This window comes from Enterobacter sp. 03-F-07-AD-ECC (genome assembly GCF_047530935.1).
Taxonomy (GTDB): Bacteria; Pseudomonadota; Gammaproteobacteria; order Enterobacterales; family Enterobacteriaceae; genus Enterobacter; species Enterobacter cloacae.
The window spans coordinates 167,375-187,850 of sequence record NZ_JBLKBZ010000006.1 but is presented as its reverse complement, the minus strand read 5'-3'; the positions used below and the strand labels follow the sequence as shown (position 1 = coordinate 187,850).

At 52.3% G+C, this 20,476-nt stretch carries 20 protein-coding genes and 3 pseudogenes; 12 read left to right on the top strand and 11 right to left on the bottom strand.

Going from position 1 to position 20,476, the window contains the following annotated elements; genetic code table 11:
* Positions 1–80: 80 nt before the first annotated feature.
* Positions 81–1,532, top strand: coding sequence for a tagaturonate reductase (locus tag ACMWKA_RS11955; protein WP_414760270.1), 1,452 nt, complete (start codon positions 81–83; stop codon positions 1,530–1,532).
* Between the two features lie 197 nt (positions 1,533–1,729).
* On the top strand, positions 1,730–2,644 hold the full coding sequence (locus ACMWKA_RS11950) for a bestrophin family protein (protein WP_414760269.1): 915 nt from the start codon (positions 1,730–1,732) through the stop codon (positions 2,642–2,644).
* Here ACMWKA_RS11950 and ACMWKA_RS11945 read toward each other — a convergent pair.
* The gene (locus ACMWKA_RS11945; protein WP_013096602.1) at positions 2,632–3,180 is read right to left on the bottom strand and encodes a GNAT family N-acetyltransferase; all 549 of its coding nucleotides are present in this window, start codon (positions 3,178–3,180) and stop codon (positions 2,632–2,634) included. The two genes, ACMWKA_RS11950 and ACMWKA_RS11945, sit on opposite strands and share 13 nt — an antisense overlap.
* A 424-nt stretch (positions 3,181–3,604) precedes the next feature.
* On the opposite strand from ACMWKA_RS11945, the gene ACMWKA_RS11940 reads away from it, so the two are divergent.
* The 6 genes from ACMWKA_RS11940 to ACMWKA_RS11915 all read left to right on the top strand — a co-directional run bounded on the left by ACMWKA_RS11940 (position 3,605) and on the right by ACMWKA_RS11915 (position 9,074).
* Positions 3,605–4,075 (top strand): GNAT family N-acetyltransferase, encoded by a 471-nt coding sequence (locus tag ACMWKA_RS11940; RefSeq protein WP_020688637.1) that lies wholly within the window; start codon positions 3,605–3,607, stop codon positions 4,073–4,075.
* A gap of 12 nt (positions 4,076–4,087) precedes the next feature.
* Entirely contained in the window at positions 4,088–4,528 is a 441-nt protein-coding gene (locus tag ACMWKA_RS11935) for an N-acetyltransferase family protein (RefSeq protein ID WP_414760268.1), read from the top strand.
* Positions 4,529–4,673: 145 nt separating this feature from the next.
* Positions 4,674–5,669, top strand: coding sequence for an alpha/beta fold hydrolase (locus tag ACMWKA_RS11930; RefSeq protein WP_040020898.1), 996 nt, complete (start codon positions 4,674–4,676; stop codon positions 5,667–5,669).
* 44 nt (positions 5,670–5,713) lie between these two features.
* On the top strand, positions 5,714–6,454 hold the full coding sequence (locus ACMWKA_RS11925; RefSeq protein ID WP_414760267.1) for a response regulator: 741 nt from the start codon (positions 5,714–5,716) through the stop codon (positions 6,452–6,454).
* A complete protein-coding gene (locus ACMWKA_RS11920) occupies positions 6,451–7,746 on the top strand; it encodes a sensor histidine kinase (RefSeq protein ID WP_414760266.1) in 1,296 nt (431 codons plus the stop codon). Before ACMWKA_RS11925 ends, ACMWKA_RS11920 begins: the two co-directional genes overlap by 4 nt.
* 137 nt (positions 7,747–7,883) lie before the next feature.
* Positions 7,884–9,074 (top strand): cytochrome c biogenesis protein/redoxin, encoded by a 1,191-nt coding sequence (locus ACMWKA_RS11915; RefSeq protein WP_047024822.1) that lies wholly within the window; start codon positions 7,884–7,886, stop codon positions 9,072–9,074.
* Positions 9,075–9,080: 6 nt separating this feature from the next.
* On the opposite strand, the gene tam is transcribed toward ACMWKA_RS11915, so the two are convergent.
* Positions 9,081–9,839 (bottom strand): trans-aconitate 2-methyltransferase, encoded by a 759-nt coding sequence (gene tam / locus ACMWKA_RS11910; protein WP_095439460.1) that lies wholly within the window; start codon positions 9,837–9,839, stop codon positions 9,081–9,083.
* A gap of 83 nt (positions 9,840–9,922) precedes the next feature.
* A complete protein-coding gene (locus tag ACMWKA_RS11905) occupies positions 9,923–10,507 on the bottom strand; it encodes an NUDIX domain-containing protein (protein WP_020688643.1) in 585 nt (194 codons plus the stop codon).
* A gap of 86 nt (positions 10,508–10,593) precedes the next feature.
* On the opposite strand from ACMWKA_RS11905, the gene ACMWKA_RS11900 reads away from it, so the two are divergent.
* Positions 10,594–11,361 carry a DeoR/GlpR family DNA-binding transcription regulator gene (locus ACMWKA_RS11900; protein WP_414760265.1) on the top strand — a complete coding sequence of 256 codons (768 nt, stop codon included), beginning with the start codon at positions 10,594–10,596 and terminating at the stop codon, positions 11,359–11,361.
* Between the two features lie 44 nt (positions 11,362–11,405).
* On the opposite strand, the gene ACMWKA_RS11895 is transcribed toward ACMWKA_RS11900, so the two are convergent.
* Positions 11,406–11,768 (bottom strand): DUF4406 domain-containing protein, encoded by a 363-nt coding sequence (locus ACMWKA_RS11895; RefSeq protein WP_368268404.1) that lies wholly within the window; start codon positions 11,766–11,768, stop codon positions 11,406–11,408.
* Positions 11,769–11,995: 227 nt separating this feature from the next.
* Between ACMWKA_RS11895 and ACMWKA_RS11890 the strand changes: the two genes are divergently transcribed.
* On the top strand, positions 11,996–13,612 hold the full coding sequence (locus ACMWKA_RS11890; protein ID WP_414760264.1) for a mechanosensitive ion channel family protein: 1,617 nt from the start codon (positions 11,996–11,998) through the stop codon (positions 13,610–13,612).
* Positions 13,613–13,664: 52 nt separating this feature from the next.
* Here the strand turns inward: ACMWKA_RS11890 and ACMWKA_RS11885 are convergent, their stop codons facing one another.
* From ACMWKA_RS11885 to ACMWKA_RS11875, 3 genes and pseudogenes are all read right to left on the bottom strand, one after another.
* Positions 13,665–14,072: a DUF4354 family protein gene (locus ACMWKA_RS11885; RefSeq protein WP_414760263.1), complete on the bottom strand. Its 408-nt coding sequence runs from the start codon at positions 14,070–14,072 to the stop codon at positions 13,665–13,667.
* 31 nt (positions 14,073–14,103) lie between these two features.
* Positions 14,104–14,547, bottom strand: a complete 444-nt coding sequence (locus ACMWKA_RS11880; RefSeq protein WP_013096588.1) for a PACE efflux transporter — start codon at positions 14,545–14,547, stop codon at positions 14,104–14,106.
* Positions 14,548–15,027: 480 nt separating this feature from the next.
* Positions 15,028–15,885 (bottom strand): annotated as a pseudogene (locus ACMWKA_RS11875) (chromate transporter); the annotation flags it as partial.
* Positions 15,886–16,083: 198 nt separating this feature from the next.
* Between ACMWKA_RS11875 and ACMWKA_RS11870 the strand changes: the two are divergent.
* Positions 16,084–16,884, top strand: coding sequence for a DUF4225 domain-containing protein (locus ACMWKA_RS11870; RefSeq protein WP_414760262.1), 801 nt, complete (start codon positions 16,084–16,086; stop codon positions 16,882–16,884).
* On the opposite strand, the gene ACMWKA_RS11865 is transcribed toward ACMWKA_RS11870, so the two are convergent.
* The 3 genes from ACMWKA_RS11865 to ACMWKA_RS11855 form a co-directional block, all read right to left on the bottom strand.
* Positions 16,881–17,192: a hypothetical protein gene (locus ACMWKA_RS11865; protein ID WP_130626116.1), complete on the bottom strand. Its 312-nt coding sequence runs from the start codon at positions 17,190–17,192 to the stop codon at positions 16,881–16,883. The genes ACMWKA_RS11870 and ACMWKA_RS11865 overlap by 4 nt on opposite strands.
* 290 nt (positions 17,193–17,482) lie before the next feature.
* The gene (locus ACMWKA_RS11860; RefSeq protein WP_414760261.1) at positions 17,483–17,857 is read right to left on the bottom strand and encodes a DUF2255 family protein; all 375 of its coding nucleotides are present in this window, start codon (positions 17,855–17,857) and stop codon (positions 17,483–17,485) included.
* Between the two features lie 114 nt (positions 17,858–17,971).
* Complete coding sequence (locus ACMWKA_RS11855; RefSeq protein ID WP_414760260.1) at positions 17,972–19,069, bottom strand: alpha/beta hydrolase; 1,098 nt, start codon at positions 19,067–19,069, stop codon at positions 17,972–17,974.
* A 29-nt stretch (positions 19,070–19,098) separates the two neighbouring features.
* On the opposite strand from ACMWKA_RS11855, the pseudogene ACMWKA_RS11850 reads away from it, so the two are divergent.
* Positions 19,099–19,281, top strand: a pseudogene (locus ACMWKA_RS11850) (hypothetical protein); the annotation flags it as partial.
* Here the strand turns inward: ACMWKA_RS11850 and ACMWKA_RS11845 are convergent.
* A pseudogene (locus ACMWKA_RS11845) lies at positions 19,231–20,238 on the bottom strand (iron-containing alcohol dehydrogenase); the annotation flags it as partial. The pseudogenes ACMWKA_RS11850 and ACMWKA_RS11845 sit on opposite strands and share 51 nt — an antisense overlap.
* Positions 20,239–20,476: the final 238 nt, after the last annotated feature.

Sequence of the window (20,476 nt, the reverse complement as noted above, 5' to 3'; positions counted from 1 at the left end):
GGGGTTCTGGTCGAAAACCTTTGGTAAGTTATCATACCAATTTAATCAGGTTGTACGACTAATCATAAAAGGACCCCATTGTGAACACACTTAACCGTCGTGATTTCCCCGGTGCTCTCTACCCCGAACGAATCATTCAGTTTGGCGAGGGCAATTTCCTGCGTGCGTTTGTCGACTGGCAAATCGACCTGTTAAACGAACATACCGATCTCAATGCCGGCGTCGTGGTCGTACGCCCAATTCAAAGCGACTTCCCGCCTTCGCTCAGCACTCAGGATGGTCTGTATACCACGATCATTCGTGGTCTGAATGAGCAGGGCGAGGCGGTCAGCGAAGCGCGTCTTATCCGCTCGGTGAATCGGGAGATCAGCGTCTACAGCCAGTACGATGAATTTCTGAAACTGGCGCACAATCCGGAGATGCGTTTTGTCTTCTCCAACACCACCGAGGCGGGGATTAGCTGGCATGCGGGCGATCGTTTCGAAGATGCGCCAGCGGTGAGCTATCCGGCGAAGCTGACGCGGCTGCTGTTTGAGCGCTTCAGCCATTTTAACGGCGCAGCGGACAAAGGCTGGATCATCATTCCGTGCGAGCTAATAGACTATAACGGCGAAGCGCTGCGCGAACTGGTGCTGCGCTATGCACAGGCGTGGGCACTGCCAGCGGAATTTATTCAGTGGCTGAATGCGCATAACAGCTTCTGCTCCACGCTGGTTGACCGCATTGTAACGGGTTATCCGCGCGACGAAGCGGCGACGCTGGAAGCCGGGCTGGGCTATCACGATGCGTTCCTGGATACCGCTGAACATTTCTACCTGTTTGTTATTCAGGGGTCTGAATCCCTGGCCAGCGAACTGCGTCTGGACAAATTCCCGCTAAACGTGCGGATTGTGGATGACATTAAGCCGTACAAGGAGCGCAAAGTGGCGATTCTCAACGGCGCGCACACAGCGCTGGTGCCGGTGGCGTTCCAGGCGGGGCTGGATACGGTGGGTGAGGCGATGAACGATGCTGACATATGCGCGTTTATCGAAAAAGCGATCTATGAGGAAATCATTCCGGTCCTGGATTTGCCGCGTGATGAACTGGCCTCTTTCGCCAGCGCCGTTACGGGTCGTTTCCGCAATCCGTATATCAAGCATCAGCTGCTGTCGATTGCCCTTAATGGCATGACCAAGTATCGCACGCGCATTCTGCCGCAGCTGTTGGCGGGGGTGAGGGCATCTGGCACGTTGCCCGCTCGCCTGACGTTCGCGCTGGCCGCACTGATCGCGTTCTACCGTGCAGAGCGTAACGGGGAGAACTATCCGGTGCAGGATGATGCGCACTGGCTTGCTCGTTACCAACAGCTGTGGGCGCAGCATCACGATAAACAGATCACCACCCGCGAGCTGGTCGCCTCCGTTTTAAGCGTTACTGAGCACTGGGAGCAGGATTTAACTCAGGTAGAGGGTCTTGTCGGTCAGGTTTCGCGCGATCTCGACGCGATTCTGCAACAGGGGATGCGGGCCGCAGTAAAACCGCTTTGTTAAAACATGCCCGGCTTCGGCCGGGTATTTTATACCTCATTAGTTACAACATACCATGGTCTCGTTTATGTAAAACAGACTGTAGCACCGTGCGGTTTATTGCTTATCAGCTGATAAAATGCAATCTGTTATTAACAAGCTTGCAACCGTGACAGGGATCACGTTTAATAACGCGGCTATTTCCTTTCCTGAAGCTGACTATGATTGTTCGTCCCAAACAGCACTGGCTACAACTGATTTTCGTCTGGCACGGTTCGGTACTTCCTAAAATCTATACCCGGTTGTTACTTAACTTCCTGCTATCCATCGCCGTTATTCTGATGCTGCCGTGGTATACCTCGCTGGGCATTAAATTTACCGTTGCGCCGTTCAGCATCCTGGGTGTGGCCATCGCTATCTTTCTGGGGTTCAGAAACAACGCCTGCTATTCGCGCTACGTTGAGGCTCGCCAGCTGTGGGGGCAACTGATGATAGCGGCACGCTCGTTATTTCGCGAGGTTAAAAACACCTTGCCGGATGATAAACATCTGGGTGAGTTCGTCCGCCTGCAGATCGCCTTTGCCCATTGTCTGCGCATGACCCTGCGTCGTGAAAAGGGGGAAGGGCAACTGGCGCGCTATCTGGCGGCGGAGGATTTACGCAACGTCATGGCCGCCAATTCCCCGGCGAACCGTATTCTGCTGATCATGGGTGAATGGCTGGCCGTCAGACGCTGTAACGGAGACCTCTCCGATATTCTGTTCCACAGCCTGAACAACCGTCTCAACGATATGTCGATTGTCCTGTCAGGCTGCGAGCGCATCGCCACCACGCCCGTGCCGTTTGCTTATACGCTTATCCTGCACCGTACGGTCTATCTGTTCTGCATCATGCTGCCGTTCGCGCTGGTCGTTGACCTGCACTACATGACGCCGTTTGTCTCTGCGCTGATTTCGTATACCTTCATTTCGCTGGATACGCTGGCAGAAGAGCTGGAAGATCCGTTTGGTACCGAAGACAACGACCTGCCGCTGGACGCCATCTGCAACATGATGGAACGCGATCTGCTGCAGATGAACGATGAAGAGAACATTCCGGAAAGGCTGATGCCGGATAAGTATTATCAGCTGACCTGACGGGCGTTCCACTCGTCCCGGGTGATTTCCCACAGCTCAGAATCGAGCATACCGCTGACGTACGCTTTCTTTTCCGTTCTGATAAGCCGCATGCCGCTACTGTCTGAAATACGACGGGAGCGGCTATTGGCGGCCGCCTTCGGCGCGCGCAATACGGGTTTGTTCAGCGTGTTAAACCAGTAATCCGTTGCCGCAATGCTGGCTTCGCGCATATATCCCTTTCCCTGAAACTCCGGCGCCAGCCAAAACCCGCGGTTGTTATCTTCCACATCGTACAGGCAGATAACCCCCATCAGTTCGTCCGGCGCTTCACGACGGCGGATGCTCCAGAACCAGGCAATCCCTTTCGCCATATCCGGCAGCGCCACGTTGTTGACATAGTTCTCCGCGCCGTTATCCGGGTAGGGCCAGGGCACGGAAGAGACCAGATAGCGGACGATCTCCCAGCGCGGATAGCGCTTTTGTATCTGAACGGCATCTTCGGCAACCAGCGGTTTTAGCAGCAAGCGTTCTGTCGTGAGCGTCGGTATCGTCATCCGCAGATCTCCATATTTAAGCGTTAAGATTTTGTTTGCGTTCTGGTATTTTCATCTCTATCACATTCAGTTGAGGCGTGCTGAGTTTATACCCTACCAAAAATAGGCATCATTTCTTCAATGGCGAAATTTTAATGCGCTTGTGGTCTCTTTTAACCGGACGTGTTTTCCAGGATCTCCTGCAGCATGGCAAAGAGATAGAGGAGGCCATTGCTTGCTGGTCATAACTCTCGTTCAGGTTCTGCATCTTCTGTTTTCTCATAGCGGAAACCTTTGGCGACTGGTCACCGCATCCTTCGCGCTGATACTTTGTCGGATGGTGATGAATAGCAGCGGCTTTGTGCTGTTTACCCTCTATTGTCGCACTCAACGTCTTGCCAGAGTTGCACGTGAAATCCGGTTAAAAAACCATTAAAGAGGTGATATGACGTTACGAAAAGCGCATCCGCAGGAAGCTGAAATACTCTGGAATATTCGCAATCAGGCGATTCGTCACGGCTGTAAAACCAGTTACGACGCGGACGTCATTGCGCGCTGGACGCCCGACGACATGCCGGAGCATTACCGGCAAATGGTCATTGAATACCCTTTTTACGTGGTGGAAGATGAAAAGGGCGACATTGCGGCAACTGGCTATCTTGATCTGGATACCCACTGTCTGGAGGCGATATTCACCTTGCCGGCGGCATCCGGAAAAGGCATGGCGACCCGGATTATCGAGGCGCTCAAACAGGAGGCCCATAGCCGGGGGTTAACCCGCCTGACGCTCGATGCAACGCCTAACGCCCGGTCGTTTTACCAGAAGCTGGGGTTTGTCACGCTGAGCGAAAAGTATCATCACTCGCGCATGGCGGGCGCTGATTTACGCTGTTTTGAAATGGCGATCAACTTGTAATGTGAGGAACGCATGGCTGTCACGGTAAGACCTTTAAGCGCAGACGATTACGCCCAGTGGCGTCCACTTTGGGACGGGTATACCCATTTTTATGACTGCTTTCTTGATGAATCGGTTACCGCATCGACATGGGAAAGGGCGCTCTCAGCGCATTCATCGATGTTCTGCCGCGTGGTAGAGAAAGACGAAAAGGTCATCGGTTTCGCGATGTGCATTCTCCACGAAGGCACATGGTCAACGGCCCCGGTTTGCTACCTGGAAGATCTGTTTGTCGATGCCACCGAACGCGGTGTGGGGGCCGGGAAGGCGCTCATTGATGCCCTGATAGCCGAAGGCAAGCGCGAAGGGTGGTCGAAACTGTATTGGGTGACCCGGGAGAACAACCCGGCGCGTAAACTCTATGACAAATACGGTAAAGCTGACGATTACGTACGCTACCGCCTCTCGCTGTAAGCCTGAATCACCTGTGTTTGTATCACACTGTATCTGCGTACCGGATACATACACAGGATTGCAATAAACCCCCTTTCGCACATATCCGCTATACAAACGCGTGTTGTTATATCCCCGTCAACTGTTCTTAACCGGAGATACCAACATGTTCAGCAAACTCGCGTATTCAACCCTGGCGTTAACCGTTTCTCTTGGCACCGTCATGTCCTGTCAGGCCGAAGTCACCGGCAAAGATGTTGCCGCAGCCTTCGATCACCCTCAGCAAATTAACGCTGGCGATCTGAATATCGGCTATGTCGATATCGGACCAAAAGAGGGACAGCCGGTGATTCTGTTACACGGCTGGCCCTACGATATTCACAGTTATGTCGAAGTCGCACCCGCGCTGGCGGCAAAAGGCTACCGGGTCATTGTGCCTTCGCTGCGCGGCTACGGCACCACGCGCTTCCTGTCAGCAAGCACGCCGCGTAACGGTCAGCCTTCGGCCATGGCGAAAGATATCGTTAACCTGATGGATGCCCTCAACATTAAGCAGGCTGTTTTTGCGGGATACGACTGGGGCGCCCGTACGGCGGACATTGTTGCGGCGCTGTGGCCTGAACGCGTCAAATCCCTTGTTTCGGTAAGTGGCTATCTCATCAGCAGCCAGCAGATTGGTAAACAGCCGCTGCCGCCAAAAGCAGAGCAGCAGTGGTGGTATCAGTTCTATTTCGCAACAGAACGCGGTGCCGAAGGCTATGCCAAAAATACCCATGACTTCGCCCGTCTGATCTGGTCTCAGGCCTCACCAGACTGGAAGTTTTCCGATGCGACCTTTAACGCCAGCGCAAAATCCCTGGATAACCCCGATCACGTCGCGGTTACGCTCAGCAACTATCGCTGGCGTTTAGGCCTCGAAAAAGGTGAGCGTAAATACGACAGCTACGAGCAAAAGCTGGCGACATTGCCAAATATCACCGTTCCGACAATCACCATCGAAGGCGGCAACAACGGGGCGCCACATCCTGCGCCGCAAGCCTATGCCGGTAAATTCACCGGTAAATATGAACACCGCACCTTTGGGGCCACCGTGGGGCACAACCCGCCGCAGGAAGATCCGCAGGATTTCGTCAAGGCGGTTATCGACGCGGATAAGCTGTGATATGTGCTATTTTCAATACGTTACCCCTCAGTCAGGAGATCCCGGTGGAGCATATTGATCATATCCTTGTCGTCGATGACGACAGGGATATTCGTGAATTGATTGTCGACTATCTCGTCAAGTCGGGCTATCGCGCGTCTGGCGCGGCAAACGGCAAAGAGATGCGGGCCGTGCTAGATAAACAGCATGTCGATCTGGTGGTGCTGGACGTGATGATGCCAGGCGATGACGGATTAACGCTCTGCCGGGGACTGCGCAGCGGTAAACATAAAGATCTGCCGATCCTGATGCTGACCGCGCGCAACGAAGAGACAGACCGGATCCTGGGGCTGGAAATGGGGGCCGATGACTATGTCGTGAAGCCCTTTGTTGCGCGCGAACTGCTGGCGCGTATCAAAGCCATTTTGCGCCGTTTTCGTACCATGCCACCCAATCTGCAGGTGACCGAGGCCGGGCGCCTGGTGATGTTCGGCAACTGGCAACTGGACACCGTTGCTCGTCACCTGATCGACAGCGAGGGGATGATTGTGGCACTCAGCGGGGCGGAATACCGTCTTCTGCGCGTGTTCCTTGACCATCCTCAGCGTGTGCTGAGCCGCGATCAGTTGCTTAACCTGACCCAGGGGCGAGATGCTGAACTCTTTGAGCGCTCGATTGATCTTCTGGTCAGTCGGGTTCGTCAGCGACTGAATGAAGATGCCCGCACGCCGGCCTACATCAAGACCGTTCGCAGCGAAGGGTACGTTTTTACCATGCCGGTGATCATCAAAGAGGCCAATGAATGAGGCTCTGGCCACGCTCGTTACTGACGCGACTGCTGATCATCGTGATGCTGGGGCTCCTGCTGGCCAACGCGCTCAGCCTCACGCTGGTCATGCTTGAGCGAATGCGCAGCGCCCGCACGGTGATGCTCGGCAACCTGGAATATGACGTTTCCACCAGTGTGGCCATCCTCGACCGGCTTCCCGCGGGGGAGCGTCCAGCCTGGCTGGAACGACTGGCGAGGGGGAACTATCGTTACATTCTGGGCACCGGTGAACCGGGGCCCGCACCGCATGACAAACGCTCGCAGGATGCCATCCGCACCCTGACAGAGGCACTGTCGGCAACCTGGCCACTGACGTTTACTGCCGTGCCGGGGCCGGTTTCCCATATTCAGGCCCACCTTACGCTGAGCGATGGCGCGCCGCTGACCATTGACCTTATCCCCCGAATGCCTCCGGTCGCCAGCTGGCTGCCTGTAGTGCTTGTGTTGCAGCTGCTGCTTCTGGCGTTCTGCTCATGGATTGCCGTGCGCCAGGTTATTCGACCCTTTTCTCAGTTTACCCGGGCGGTGGATTCCCTCGACCCGGCAGCAAGCTCGCCAATGACCGAGACAGGGCCAGTCGAGGTGCAACGGGCCGCACACGCCTTTAATGCGATGCAGGCGCGTATCCAGTCTTACCTGCGCGAGCGCGCGCAGATCCTGGCCTCCGTATCGCACGACCTTCAGACTCCGATAACGCGCATGAAGTTGCGCGTCGAAATGGCGGACCAGCCGGAGCTGCGGGACAAGTTGCTCAACGACCTGGACAATATGACGCGCCTGGTGCGGGAAGGAATAGCGTATGCCCGGTCATCAGAATCTCTGGAAGAGACCTCGCTCAAGCTGGAGTTGAATGCCTGGATAAACAGCATCGCCAGTGATTACCAGGACATCGGGAAAAACGTGCAGCTTCAGGCAACCGATGCCCGTCTGCCCGTGGTCACGCGTCCGCAGGCGCTACGCCGGGTGATGACCAATCTGCTGGATAATGCGCTGAAATTTGGCGACTACGCCGTCATTACGATTCATTCAGATGCCCATCATGTCACGATCGCCATTCGCGATGGCGGTCCGGGGATACCGGACGCCGAACTGGAGGCGGTATTGCAGCCGTTTTATCGGGTGGAAACCTCACGAAACCGCGACACCGGGGGCACCGGATTAGGGCTGGCAATCGCCGCCCAGTTGACTGCGCAGTTAGGCGGGAAATTGCATCTGGCGAACCACACCGAGGGTGGGCTGGAAGTTTCTATTACGCTGCCGCGCGGGTAATTGTACGGTTTTGTATCGGACAGCCTTCATGATACGCGCACAGACAATTCGCGCTGATTTGCACACATCCTGAACATATCAACACGGTGAAATAACCTCACTGCAGCTTCGCAGGGCATCTGTAATGTGAGGTCACTATGTTTTTGATAATCGCTTTTCTGGGCGGAATGATAAGCCTGCTCAGCCCATGTACACTCCCGGTTATTCCACTGCTGTTTGCCGGGTTCCAGGGGCAACGACGGCATATTCTGGCGTTGCTCGCGGGGATGATTGTAATGTTCACCCTCGTGGCACTGGTGGCTACCGCCGCCAGCAACTGGATCGCCCAGGCGACGATAGCAGGGCGCTGGGTCGCACTGGTTGTACTGGCGATAGCCGCGCTGGCACTCATCTTCCCGACATTCGCCCAGCGTATTGCCGGACCGGCCGTCAGCGCAGGTAATCTTCTCAACACACGCAGCGGACAGACGCGCGGTACTCTCTCCGCATTTCTGGCAGGGCTGGCCGTTGGGTTGCTCTGGTCGCCGTGCGCCGGACCGATTCTGGGTGCCATCTTCAGCCTGAATATTGCCGGTCACTCCGCCATTGCCACGGGGGCACTGCTGGCCGCTTACGGCAGCGGATGCGCGCTGATGCTGGGGCTGCTGGTTATCGGTGGTCGCGCGCTGATGGCACCCCTGCGTGCCAGATCGGCATTGATGGAAAGGTTACGCAAGGGGGCGGGCGTGGTGATGTTAGCGACCGTTGCGTTTAACGCCACCGGGATGACGTCCGTTCTGAAAGGCGCCAACGGGGTCGCAGACCGTCTGGAAAATTCGCTCCTGACGCTGGCGAAACCCGCAACGGCACCGGTGAAGCTTCAGCCGGTGGTGATGACCGAGCCCAGCAGCCAGTTACCCTCCTTAAGCGGCGGAACAGGATGGGTTAATGGTGACCCTGTCACGTCTGACTCTCTGCGGGGGAAGGTAGTATTGATTGATTTCTGGACGTGGGACTGCATCAACTGTCAGCATACGCTCCCGCACGTTCGCGACTGGGCCAAAAAGTACCAGGCGCAGGGTCTGGTGGTAATAGGTGTGCATACGCCGGAATACCCGTGGGAAAAACCGCTCGCCTCGGTACAAAAAGCGGTGACGAAATGGCAGCTCCCGTATCGGGTGGTCACGGATAATAACTATAAGATCTGGAACGCCTTCGGGAATCAGTACTGGCCCGCACACTACTATTTCGATGCCAAAGGGCAACTGCGCTACACCTCCTTTGGCGAGGGCAATTACGAACAGCAGGAAAAAGTCATTCAGCAGTTGCTGAAAGAGGCCCGCTCCTGAGCCGACTTATGGCTGACGTTGAGCAACGATAAACAAGCGTGGAAATGCCAGCAGTATCTGCCCGTTTTCCTGAAGCGGATACTGCTCTTCCAGTAGTTCATGGTAGCGTTTCAGGAACTGCTTCTGCTCGCTTTCATTCAACTCCTGTAACCACGGACGCAGCCCCGTGGCGCTGACCCAGTCAATAATCGCCTGATGCGATCCCATTTTATGGAAGTAGGTCGTGCGCCAGATATCCACGTCGCAGCCTGCCTCCGTCAGAATATCGTAATACGCATGGACACCGGGCAGAGGTTCACGGCCTCGATTCGGATAACCTTGTTCAACAGCCACTTCGCGCATCGAGACGTGTGTCGGTTCAAGCCAGTTATCAGGCATCTGGATCGCCAGCACGCCGTTTAGCTTCAGCAGCGAAACCAGATGCGGCAGGAGCTCGTAATGGTCAGGGATCCACTGTAGCGAGGCATTCGCGTAAATCAGGTCCAGCGGTTGGCCTGGCTTGTACTGGCGAATATCGGCCTCAACAAAGTGGCAATCGGGCAACGCCTGGCGCGCCTCTTCGAGCATCGCCGGTGAGTTATCGACACCGGTGATGTGGGCGGAAGGCCAGCGATGCTTCAACAGCGCGGTGCTGTTTCCCGGTCCGCAGCCTAAATCAACGATGGTGGACACCTCATCCAGTGGAATTCTGGCGAGCAGTTCAGCAGCAGGGCGCGTGCGTTCGGCACCGTATTGCAGATAAAGCGAAGGGTTCCAGTCGGCCATTTTTGCCTCTCCGTGTTGAATTCATCAGCAAGAATAGCACAGGCAGAGACCCGCACTGGGGCAGGTCTCGACCGACGCAGTGACTACAGAACGCCTTTCAGCGCGATATGGTAAAGCAGCATAATCGTTTTGCCGTCGACAATCCTGCCGGTATCAATACCGCGCAAGGCCTCATCCAGCGGCATTTCCAGCACGTCGATATCTTCTCCCTCTGACTTGATGCCGCCGCCCGCGCTGGCCCGATCCTGCGGGTGATACTCTGCGATATAAAAATAGAGTTTTTCCGTGACGGAGCCTGGGCTCATGTAGGCTTCAAAGACTTTCTCAACACGGGAGACACGATATCCGGTCTCTTCTTCCGCTTCCGCCTTGATGCGGCTTTCGGGATCCATGTTATCCAGCAGCCCGGCAGCGGCCTCGATAAGGTCGTCCTCATGGCCATTGATAAAGACCGGAAAGCGGAACTGGCGCGTCAGGATCACCGTTCTTTTATCACGGTTATAGAGCAGTATCGTGGCCCCGTTTCCCCGGTCATACACTTCGCGGCTTTGCCGCTGCCATTCGCCGTCGCGTCGCTGCAGCTCAAAGGTGTACTTTTTCAGGATGTACCAGTTATCCGACAGGGTTTCATTTTCAATGATGCGCACATCTGCACGTTTCGATTGCACGTTTGCTGCTCCTTACGTAGAGTGATCGTCATAAACAGCATTATCATGCACATTCAAGATAAAACGTGCAATATCAGGAATCCACAATGCTCACCAGTCAGCGAAAACAATTAATCCTCGAGAAGCTTGCCGCTGAAGGCCAGGTCCAGTCTAAAGCGCTCAGTGCACATTTCGCGGTGTCAGAAGACACCATTCGTCGTGATCTCCGCGAACTGGCGGCAGAAGGGCGTTTGCAGCGTGTCCATGGCGGTGCGCTGCCGGCCTCGTCGGCTACTGTGCCATTTGCCGAGCGTAAATCGGTGAAGATGGACGCGAAAAAAAATGTGGCCCGCAAAGGCGCAAAGCTCATTTCCCCTGGGCAGGTGGTGATTGTCGACGGCGGCACAACTACGTCGGAACTGATCGCGTATTTACCGGCGGATTTACGCATTACCGTGGTCACACACAGCCCGAGCATCGCCCTTGGGCTCGTCGAGCATCCTTCGATTGAAGTGATCCTGATCGGAGGACGTCTGTACAAACACTCCATCGTGACGGTAGGCGCAGCGGCCACTGAAGGCATCGACAATATCCATGCGGATCTGTTCTTCATGGGGGTTACCGGCATCCATCCAGAAGCGGGGCTTACCACCGGCGATTTCGAAGAGGCGTGCATCAAACGTGCATTTTCCGGCAGGGCCGCCGAGACAGTTGTCCTGGCATCGCCAGAAAAAATTAACACCGCGTCATCGTTTGTGATTGGCGAACTATCGCTGGCCAATACGATTGTCGTGGAAGATGATACCGATCGCGCCTGGATTAGCGCGGTAAGGGAGAAGGGCGTCTCCGTGGTAACGACCGCAGATCCAGAATAACCCTTGAACCTGCCTGTGATCAGCAGGCAGGTTCAGGCGCGTCCTCAGGCCTGAGGGATGCTTTCTAATGAGGTGTAAACGTTCAGCCCGAGCTTACTGGCAACCTCGATATCCATATCAGCTCCCTTAGACGCACCGGCAATACGATAAATCGCGTCGCATTTCCCAATGAGCCGGTGTGCAACGGGATAGAGCATCGCTTCACTGATTTCATCCCCAATGGACGTTGAACCCGCGGCCTTTGCCAGCGGTAGCGCAAGCCATTCACCAATCACCGGAACGTGGCCACGCTGGTATACGGCTAATGCTGCGTTTTCCAGACGGGCAAGGTTTTCATCCATTTTGGCCTGGTCGCCATCAGTCCCGCTGCGCCAGGGGCCCGCGATTAAAATCAACTGTTGTGTCATACATACCTCGTTGCGTGATGGTGCATGAATTTGCACGTTATTATTTGAAGCATCGGTTTTTAGCTCTTAAATGTATCTTAATAGGCATTATCGTGCAAATACAAGCAGTATCATGCATGGCAGTGATGTTGCATAAGCGCGACGCTGGTCTATGCTCAACATGCAGAGACTCGCCATTCTCTGGGGCAATTGAAAAATAACAATAAGTTGCGTTTCAGGGGGTGGAAATGAATAAGGTCCTGCTCGCATTATTATCCTGCGTGCTCTCGGTCATCTCATTTACTGGCGTCGCCGCCGAGCCACGCCAGGAGCCTACTGAGCAGGAGCGGGCCCGAACCGTTTATATTTTTCATCAACCGATTGTGATGTTGCAGGCCAAATTTGGTCTCACGACGCCTGAAGAACGCGTGTTACGTATTCGCCATACCCTGCGCAATTTCACGCAGCAGGACGTACGTGAGCCGCTGAAAGTTGTTCCCGTCACCCGTTACAACCAGCAGGGAAGGCTGATTGTCATGAACAATAAGCCTGTTTTATTGCTTACGCAGGCGGACCTGGATGAGGGGGACGATTTGACTCTCGACCAGGCCGCTCAGCGCGTGCTCGCGCGGATGGAGGCGCAACGTACGGCGCTTCGCGATCAATATGACACCGGCTGGCTGGCGCTCTCCGCCGGGAAAACGGTCGTCGGGCTGCTGGTTCTGTCTCTTTTCTGGTACGGGGCGTGGCGGTCGTGGCGTTGGGTTCGCAATGTCTGCCGTCGCCGCATTCTTGAAAACCGCAGCGTTATCCCGCAGAGCTGGCGTAAGTTTATCGGCGCAATTGAGGCTCGTTTGTATGCTTTGCTGATGATTTTACTGGGCATTCTCGGATTGTATCTCTGGCTGAGTTGGGCGTTCAGCTTGTTCCCCTGGACACGCGTCTGGGGTGCATCGTTAGGCGACTGGACCATGCGCGTGCTGCGGGACATTGCGCTGTCGATTGTCTCAGCCATGCCGGGAATTATGATTGTCCTGATCATCTTTGTGATTACCGCCTTTATTCTGAAGCTCCTGAAGGTATTGTTAAATCAGGTGGAAGCAGGGCGCCTGCAGCTGCCGGGCATTCATCCTGAAACCGTGGGAGCTACGCGTAAACTGATTTCTGTCGTGGTGTGGTTATTTGCCCTCTCTGCGGCCTATCCGTTTTTACCGGGAGCGAATTCGCTGGCGTTTAAAGGCATTAGCGTCTTCTTTGGCCTGATGCTTACCCTGGGTTCGGCAGGCGTGATGAACCATGCGATGAGCGGACTGGTACTGATCTACTCACGAGCGTTGAGGAAAGGAGACGTTATACGGGTGGCGGATAACGAAGGGCTGGTCACGGAGATAGGCATGCTGGCGACCAAGATCATCACCCGCGAGAACTATGTTGTGACCGTACCCAATGCGGTGGTGGTGAGCGGAAAAATCACCAATCTGAGCGTACAGAATCCTGACGGTGGCGTGAACCTGACGATTGGCGTGACGATTGGCTATGACACGCCGTGGCGACAGGTTCATGCCATGCTGGAGATGGCGGCGAGACGGTCGAAATGTGTTGACCCTTCGCAGCAGCCCCTGGTGCGTCAGCTGGGGCTGATGGACTGGTACATTGCCTATGAGCTGCAGGTAAAATTGCAGCCCGGACAGTCACTTGCCGAAGCCCGCAATGAGCTCCACAGTAACATTCAGGACGTTTTCAACGAGTTCAACGTGCAGATTATGTCGCCTAACTTCGTGATGCAGCCGGAAGGTGCGGTCGTCGTCGCGGAAGAAAACTGGTTCGCAGCACCGGCAGAGAAACCCGCACAAAAGCCATCATGAATCAGTCCGGTGCATGACAGACCGCCTCGATATTATGGCCGTCAGGCGGCCATCATCCTTTTGTGCAATCCTGTCCAATGCCGAAACGGACAAATGGCATATTCAAAACATCAGGGTTCGAACTGCTGAAATACACCATTCCCGTACGGTTATCCATCGGCTTGTATTTTTTCAGCATCTCCAGTTCGATACCGGTACTCATAAATGATTTGCCGTTTTTATCAAACAGGAAGAAACACATTTTATTGTCTTTGCCCGGCTCAATACTTTTATCAGATGCGTTATTCAGTGTCACCTTGTAGCTAACCATGTACTGCGCTTCGCCAGTTGTGCTATCCCATTGACTTCCCTGGGATTGCTTTTCAGCAAAAAGAGTAATACCGCCCTGAGCTGCCAGGGCAGTTCCGGCTGCAGAAACCGCTAAAGTAAGACATACTGCTTTAATTAAGTTACAACGCATTTTTCCTTCCTCCTGTTAAAATACAGAGCCGCTAAATGGCGGACCGTTTCCGCCCAACAAATGTCCAACGCAGGTAGTCATAAAGCCAGTTAAAGAGCATCGTGTATGGCAGAAAAAACAGTACCAGACCGATCTCGACAAAAAATGCCTCAGTGACTGTTAAATTCAGCATTACCATCGCGACAGGAATTAATGTAATGATAAGTCCTGTTTCAAAGCAGACAGCATGGATTGCACGCACGAGAAATGTTCGTTGAAACGCATATTTTTTCTGCAAGGCGTCAAAGAATTTATTAAACACAAAATTCCATGCCGTGGCGGCAAGTGCAGATATCACGGACAACGAACCCGACTGAAGCACCGACACGTTCATCAGCCATGCAAGTGACAGCGCAATGATGACATTGGCCGTCACTTCGAAAAGAACCGCATGCAAAACGCGTTCTTTAAAACTTTTATCCAGTTCAATTTCCATTTACTTAGTACGGCTTTTTTTAAAAACTGAAGTATATCAGACGTGCTTCAACCCTTTCTAAACGTGCAGGTTGGATATCGTAATGGCCGTAGATACTTCGCTTTATAGCGAAGTGTTAACTGAGGTTGCAGAGGATACTACAGGCTGTTAAATCAGAGGATGACAGCATGAAAATGCAACAGGTGGATTTTTCTTCATTATATTTTGGCACACCGGTCGCCATTCTTTCCAGCCAAAACCCTGACGGTTCGACGAATCTGAGTCCGATTTCATCATGGTGGATCCTGGAAAAGCATATTGTTTTCGGTCTGGGGGCTTCCGGTAAAGCTTATGAAAATATTATGCAAAACCCGGATATTGTGTTGAATCTACCGGATAGCTCCTTGTGGCGAAATATTGAGCTTATCGCTGATAAGACGGGCAAAGAAAACCTGTCAGAGGACAAAAAACACCTGGGCTATAGGTATGAAAAAGATAAGGGTAGATATAAGGCAGTACCGCATAGGCACCCCCAAAGGTCAGCAGCGCCGCCTTGGTAAAGAACCAGCCCATCTGGGTAAACGGGTGCATCCAGCCAAGGCTCAGATAGAGCATCGCCATTGGCGTTGCCCATAAAAAAACACCGGCAATGATAATCAGGGTCAAGCGTGACCAGTTGAAAACCGTATGCGGAGCCGCTGGCGTATGGTCATCAATAATGGCAGCACCGTAGGATTTTCGGCTGGCGTCATGGGCGTTACCCTGACCAAAATGGTCGGGGAAAAGGCGCCCACCCACATAACCCATCATTGCGGCTGACAGGACAATAACGGGAAAAGGGACATTGAGGGCGAAAATGGCGACAAACGCGGCGGCAGCGATTGCCCACTGCGTGCGGTTACGCAGCGCCCGCGAACCGATACGGTGCGCAGCCTGCACAACAATCGCCGTAATTGCCGGTTTTATGCCGTAAAAGAGACCGGCAACGACAGACAAATGGCCATACGCCACGTAAATCCACGACAGGGCAATAAGGATAAAAAGGGAAGGGAGCACAAACAGTGTCCCGGCAACCACGCCGCCCCAGGAGCGGTGCATCAGCCAGCCAATATAGGTCGCCAGTTGTTGCGCCTCCGGGCCCGGAAGCACCATGCAGTAATTCAGTGCATGCAAAAAGCGCTGTTCGGATATCCAGCGTCGGTTTTCAACCAGCTCCTGATGCATTATCGAAATTTGCCCAGCCGGCCCGCCAAAGCTGATGAATCCCAGCTTCAGCCAGAATAAAAAGGCTTCACGGAAACTGACATGCGGAGGTGGAACGCCCGGTTCGTCGTCGACCGGAGGCAGATTGCTGTTCATGAGTATCTGAACCTGTTTTGAATTCTGCTAAGAGAAGGATCCGCTACGCATATGCCATATTTATGAAAGATGAGTGATGATGGCTGAATCAGCAAATTCGATATATGTTGCATATTGTACGTTTCACAAACTCACCCCTTGTATATCGATATCAGGTTCGATACGGTACAAAAAATTGCTCATCGATAAGGATTATCCATGTATATCGCCATCCCCCCTGGACAAAAAAGTGTAGCGTGGTCAGAAATGGCGCTTGATCGCGAAGCCCGCAGATTAGTGAATATCGCCAATATAATCTCATCAACACACCTCAAGGATGGCCTGACGCGCCTCAGATTTATGGAAGAAATCCGCGATCTTATCTCTCAGCAGTTGGCAGCAGCTCGTAGACTTAAAACGATTGAATCTTATACGCACTCAACAGAGATATTACGTACAGAGACGGCAAACTTACTGGAACAGGACAGATTAATACGCACCAGGGCCGCACAAATTTACGCAAAGATTGAATTTGTGAAGGAGAATAATGAAATTGTCGGATATGTAATCAGCGCTGTTAGTGTAGTGTTATCAGGTTTTGAAATCGTTGGCGGAGTGGCTCTTTTTGGCACTATGACACCTGTAGGGATGCTCGCCGGAGCTACGTTAGTTATGGACGGTCTGAACGGGATTTCCAGGGAAATAAACAATCAGCTTTTAGAAAAGGAAAATTCTCAGGGTGTTTTTGCTGATGGTGCGAGCGCGGCGGCTCAGTTTTTAGGATTTCGCGGGAATACAGGGTTAGCTTTATATAATGGTGTCAGTCTGGCCGCGAACATCTATGGTGTGTTTGGGCTAATGAGAAAACCAGATGCATGGCGACTTTTTCACTATGTACCACAAGATTATTACAGAAAAGTCAGTTCAATGAGTCGCCCAATGTTGACGATGAAAATTGTAGGGTATGGACTCAAAGCAAAAATCATTTTTGATCTGTTAGCAACTGAGAAGAACTCTTAGCGGATTTTCTTGTTAAATTTCCATGCCTTATAGGAAAGAAGCGGTGGCTGGAAAAACCAAATGATGAACAAAGCGATCAACATAGCAACACCTGTGGATATAACATTTTCTCTGGACGCTATGGTAAGTACTACGAGGTAAACAGCAGCAAGCAATATGGTCAACAACAATGCTGCGTTAAAACGTCTGGACAAGTCGGATATGACCATATCCAGAGAAAGGGCATCTTTAATTATGTACTTACGCAGCTTCTGCAGGTCCGAGGATGTAAATCCAGAAGCCAGAAGTTTTTCTTCGGTTATCGCCATGTTTTCTCCCTGAGCGGTGATCTCTTCTCGTAATGAATACTATCAACCATTTAGCCAAGTGGATAGTGATCTGTAGGAAACGCGTAAATGATCTTACAACAACTATGAATAGGCAGAGGAAATGACGGCCATGAAAAGCTCAATTCTCCCAGATTCAATGTTGGTGCGCATAATGTATATTATGTTAAATCACATTAACCGATAACTTACTTCATGAACCAGGTTGGTTCTCATAAAACCATGGGGTTAAGCACCCCATCCTCTTTCTATGCCGGCATTATGTTAAGGGGTTAACTTAAAGGTAAAATCTCAATCGTTGCCGCTCTCGCGCGTGTCCCTGTCATTGCGGAAACATAGCTGCTGCTGAAGTACTTTTTCTGGTAAGCCTGATCAATTTTACTTTCAAGCTCAGGGTCTGATGGTTTTGCGAACAGTACGTCGAATTCCTGTCCGTTAGCCAGTATCTTACCCGCCTGCTGAGACAATGCTGCCTGATACCATTTTGAACGGGTACCACTATAGGCTCGGACGAAAAGTCGATTATCCACCTTCACTTCCCAAATCCATGTCGGCGTACCGGTCGTATTCATGTCGGGATGATACGGAGCGATTTTCAGGTCGTCAGCCGCATCTATTCTTGCTAATAATTCAGGATTCCAGAGCATAAAACTCTCCTCTTTCATGGGCGGTTATTTTTCCTCCTGGTAACAGCCAGGAGAGCAGCGTCTGTCGTTTCTCGCACAGACACTGCATCTGAAAACACCGGACGGTGCTATGGCTTACTTATTAAGATTTTTGTTGAAAAATGCAGTGATGTTATCGAACGGGATCTTGTCCATACGATCATATAAATCGACATGTGTGGCATCTTTAACAATCAGAAGCTCTTTTGGCTGATTTGCCGCTTCATAAGCCGTTTTGGAGAAGTAAAGCGAATGCGCTTTTTCGCCATGGATGAACAGGATTGGGCGCGGAGAAATTTCCTTAATATAGGTCATTAGCGGGAAATTCATAAAGGCCATCGGCGTTGTCACTGACCATGAATTGCCAGAGTTAACTGCTCGTGGATGATATCCGCGTTTGGTCATGTAATAGTCCGCATAGTCCACGAGGAACTGTGCTTCACCGCCCTTCAGTTTATTATAGGCTGGCTGGTATGCAGGTTTGCCGTTTGCCGCATCTTCCCAGCGCTGAAGGCTCATCTTCTCGAGTGCCTGCTCGCGTTGCTCCGGTGTTACGGTGTCATTGTAGCCTTTCGACATCACGCGACTCATATCATACATGGTGCTGGCAACGACCGCTTTTACGCGTTTATCCACGGCAACAGCGTTCAGGGCAATCCCCCCCATGCCGCAGATACCGATGACACCGATACGTTCACGATCCACATAAGGTTGCAGTCCAATAAAATCGACTGCGGCCATAAAGTCTTCGGTATTGATATCAGGTGAAGCAATATTGCGGGGTTCACCACTGCTTTCACCGGTATAAGACGGATCAAATGCCAGCGTCACGAATCCACGCTCTGCTAAGGTCTGAGCATAGAGACCTGAGGCCTGTTCTTTTACCGCGCCAAAAGGCCCGGAAATCACAAGCGCAGCAAGCTTCTTGTTCCCGCGATCTTTAGGAAGATATACATCAGCGGCTAGCGTAATACCGTAACGATTTTTAAAAGTAACTTTTTGATGATCCACTTTTTCGCTCCTTGGGAACGTTTTATCCCACGTCTGAACCAGACGGATTGAAGAATCTTCTGTGCCTGGTGCAGGCTGGGCGACCGCAGCTTCTGTTGAAATCAGAGCCATCGCTCCGGCAAGGAGTGCGCCATTAAAAAAGCGCGTTGAAGATTTTAGCGTCATGATATTAAAACCTTTCATTGGATATTGAGGGATATGTTTCAGACAGCATGCATGAGTATTTCAGTTACAACTTCCGGCGGGTAATCACTGGCGATACCAAACGCTTTGACATTGATCTGGACGTTCTCAACGATAGCGGGCAGATCTGCTTCCCTGATGTTCAGCTGTTCAAGACGTGTTGGCGTACCAATTTCTTCGAACCACTTCTCAAGCGCTGCGATGCCGTCGTCTGCCGAACTGAGTCCGAACACATATTTTGCGAAACGCTCAAACTGCGGTGTATTTCGGTTTTTGTACCATTTCATCCAGGCGGGCATAACAACGGACAACCCTGCCCCGTGCGGAACGTTGAAAAGTGCGGATAAAGCGTGCTCAATTGCATGATTCGGATAACTGAATCCGGCACAGCCTGACAGGATCAAACCGTTTTGAGCAAGGGTTGCTGCCCAGGCAAATTCCCCACGGGCAGCCTCATCCTCCGGATTGGCAATGAGCGTTTGTGTGGTTTCAATTACCGTATTTAGCAGTGCTTCAACCAGCCTTGACTGAATGGCAGGCTGAACGGTTGCGGTGAAGTACACTTCGATAAGGTGTGAAATAATATCAGCGGCAGAATAGACCAGGTAATCACGGGAGACGCCCGCCATCAGCGCCGGACTCAGTACGGATACCACAGGACGCGTATAGTCGTTACCGATAGATAATTTTTCATGGGTTTTTTCATTGGTGACAACAGCGTACGGGTTCATTTCGCTTCCCGTTGCAGCCAGAGTCAGGATGGCGAATAGAGGTAAAGCAGAGGAAAGCTCGCCTTTACCAGCGAATAAATCCCAGACGTCCCCATTATAATGTGCGCCGGCCGCGATAGCCTTAGCGCTGTCCAACACGGAGCCGCCGCCAACGCTCAGGATAGCATCTACGTCATGGTGTTTCGCCAGTTCCACCCCTTCACGGACTTTGGATATCACCGGGTTACTTACGATACCGCCAAGTTCTATATACTCGATGCCGTGATCGGCAAGATTTCCGCTGACCGTATCGAACAGGCCTTCACGTTTAATACGTTCGCTTCCGTAGCACAGCAGAACTTTACGAACGCCAGCGCTTGCAATGTATGCACCAATAGTATCCTCTTTTCCGGAACCGAATTCGATTCGGGTTGGGTTGTAGAAAGTAAAATCTTTCACGTTTGTCTCCTCCGGATAATCTGTCTGGCAGTAAAAAATGGCTTTAACCTGAATGGGTTAAATTTGCTGACGGTAAGACCTGACTTATCGGTCACAGCCTCATTTCAGGGTTGTTATTTTGAGAGTCTGTAATGAGATGTGTTATTAAAATCCTCTGCATTATTTGCCTGATCCTCTGAACCTGAGTTCAAAGCCTATATTTCATTTTTCATAACGGCTAAGTTGATAACGTCAAAAG

Excerpts from the sequence above, each read along its gene's own strand:
- ACMWKA_RS11940 (WP_020688637.1), top strand. The coding sequence starts at position 3,605 with ATGACGTTACGAAAAGCGCATCCGCAGGAAGCTGAAATACTCTGGAAT.
- ACMWKA_RS11895 (WP_368268404.1), bottom strand. The coding sequence starts at position 11,768 with ATGACACAACAGTTGATTTTAATCGCGGGCCCCTGGCGCAGCGGGACT.
- ACMWKA_RS11870 (WP_414760262.1), top strand. The coding sequence starts at position 16,084 with ATGTATATCGCCATCCCCCCTGGACAAAAAAGTGTAGCGTGGTCAGAA.
- ACMWKA_RS11885 (WP_414760263.1), bottom strand. The coding sequence starts at position 14,072 with ATGCGTTGTAACTTAATTAAAGCAGTATGTCTTACTTTAGCGGTTTCT.
- ACMWKA_RS11950 (WP_414760269.1), top strand. The coding sequence starts at position 1,730 with ATGATTGTTCGTCCCAAACAGCACTGGCTACAACTGATTTTCGTCTGG.
- ACMWKA_RS11900 (WP_414760265.1), top strand. The coding sequence starts at position 10,594 with ATGCTCACCAGTCAGCGAAAACAATTAATCCTCGAGAAGCTTGCCGCT.
- ACMWKA_RS11865 (WP_130626116.1), bottom strand. The coding sequence starts at position 17,192 with ATGGCGATAACCGAAGAAAAACTTCTGGCTTCTGGATTTACATCCTCG.
- ACMWKA_RS11860 (WP_414760261.1), bottom strand. The coding sequence starts at position 17,857 with ATGCTCTGGAATCCTGAATTATTAGCAAGAATAGATGCGGCTGACGAC.
- ACMWKA_RS11880 (WP_013096588.1), bottom strand. The coding sequence starts at position 14,547 with ATGGAAATTGAACTGGATAAAAGTTTTAAAGAACGCGTTTTGCATGCG.
- ACMWKA_RS11890 (WP_414760264.1), top strand. The coding sequence starts at position 11,996 with ATGAATAAGGTCCTGCTCGCATTATTATCCTGCGTGCTCTCGGTCATC.
- ACMWKA_RS11920 (WP_414760266.1), top strand. The coding sequence starts at position 6,451 with ATGAGGCTCTGGCCACGCTCGTTACTGACGCGACTGCTGATCATCGTG.
- tam (WP_095439460.1), bottom strand. The coding sequence starts at position 9,839 with ATGGCCGACTGGAACCCTTCGCTTTATCTGCAATACGGTGCCGAACGC.
- ACMWKA_RS11855 (WP_414760260.1), bottom strand. The coding sequence starts at position 19,069 with ATGAAAGGTTTTAATATCATGACGCTAAAATCTTCAACGCGCTTTTTT.
- ACMWKA_RS11945 (WP_013096602.1), bottom strand. The coding sequence starts at position 3,180 with ATGACGATACCGACGCTCACGACAGAACGCTTGCTGCTAAAACCGCTG.
- ACMWKA_RS11930 (WP_040020898.1), top strand. The coding sequence starts at position 4,674 with ATGTTCAGCAAACTCGCGTATTCAACCCTGGCGTTAACCGTTTCTCTT.
- ACMWKA_RS11915 (WP_047024822.1), top strand. The coding sequence starts at position 7,884 with ATGTTTTTGATAATCGCTTTTCTGGGCGGAATGATAAGCCTGCTCAGC.
- ACMWKA_RS11935 (WP_414760268.1), top strand. The coding sequence starts at position 4,088 with ATGGCTGTCACGGTAAGACCTTTAAGCGCAGACGATTACGCCCAGTGG.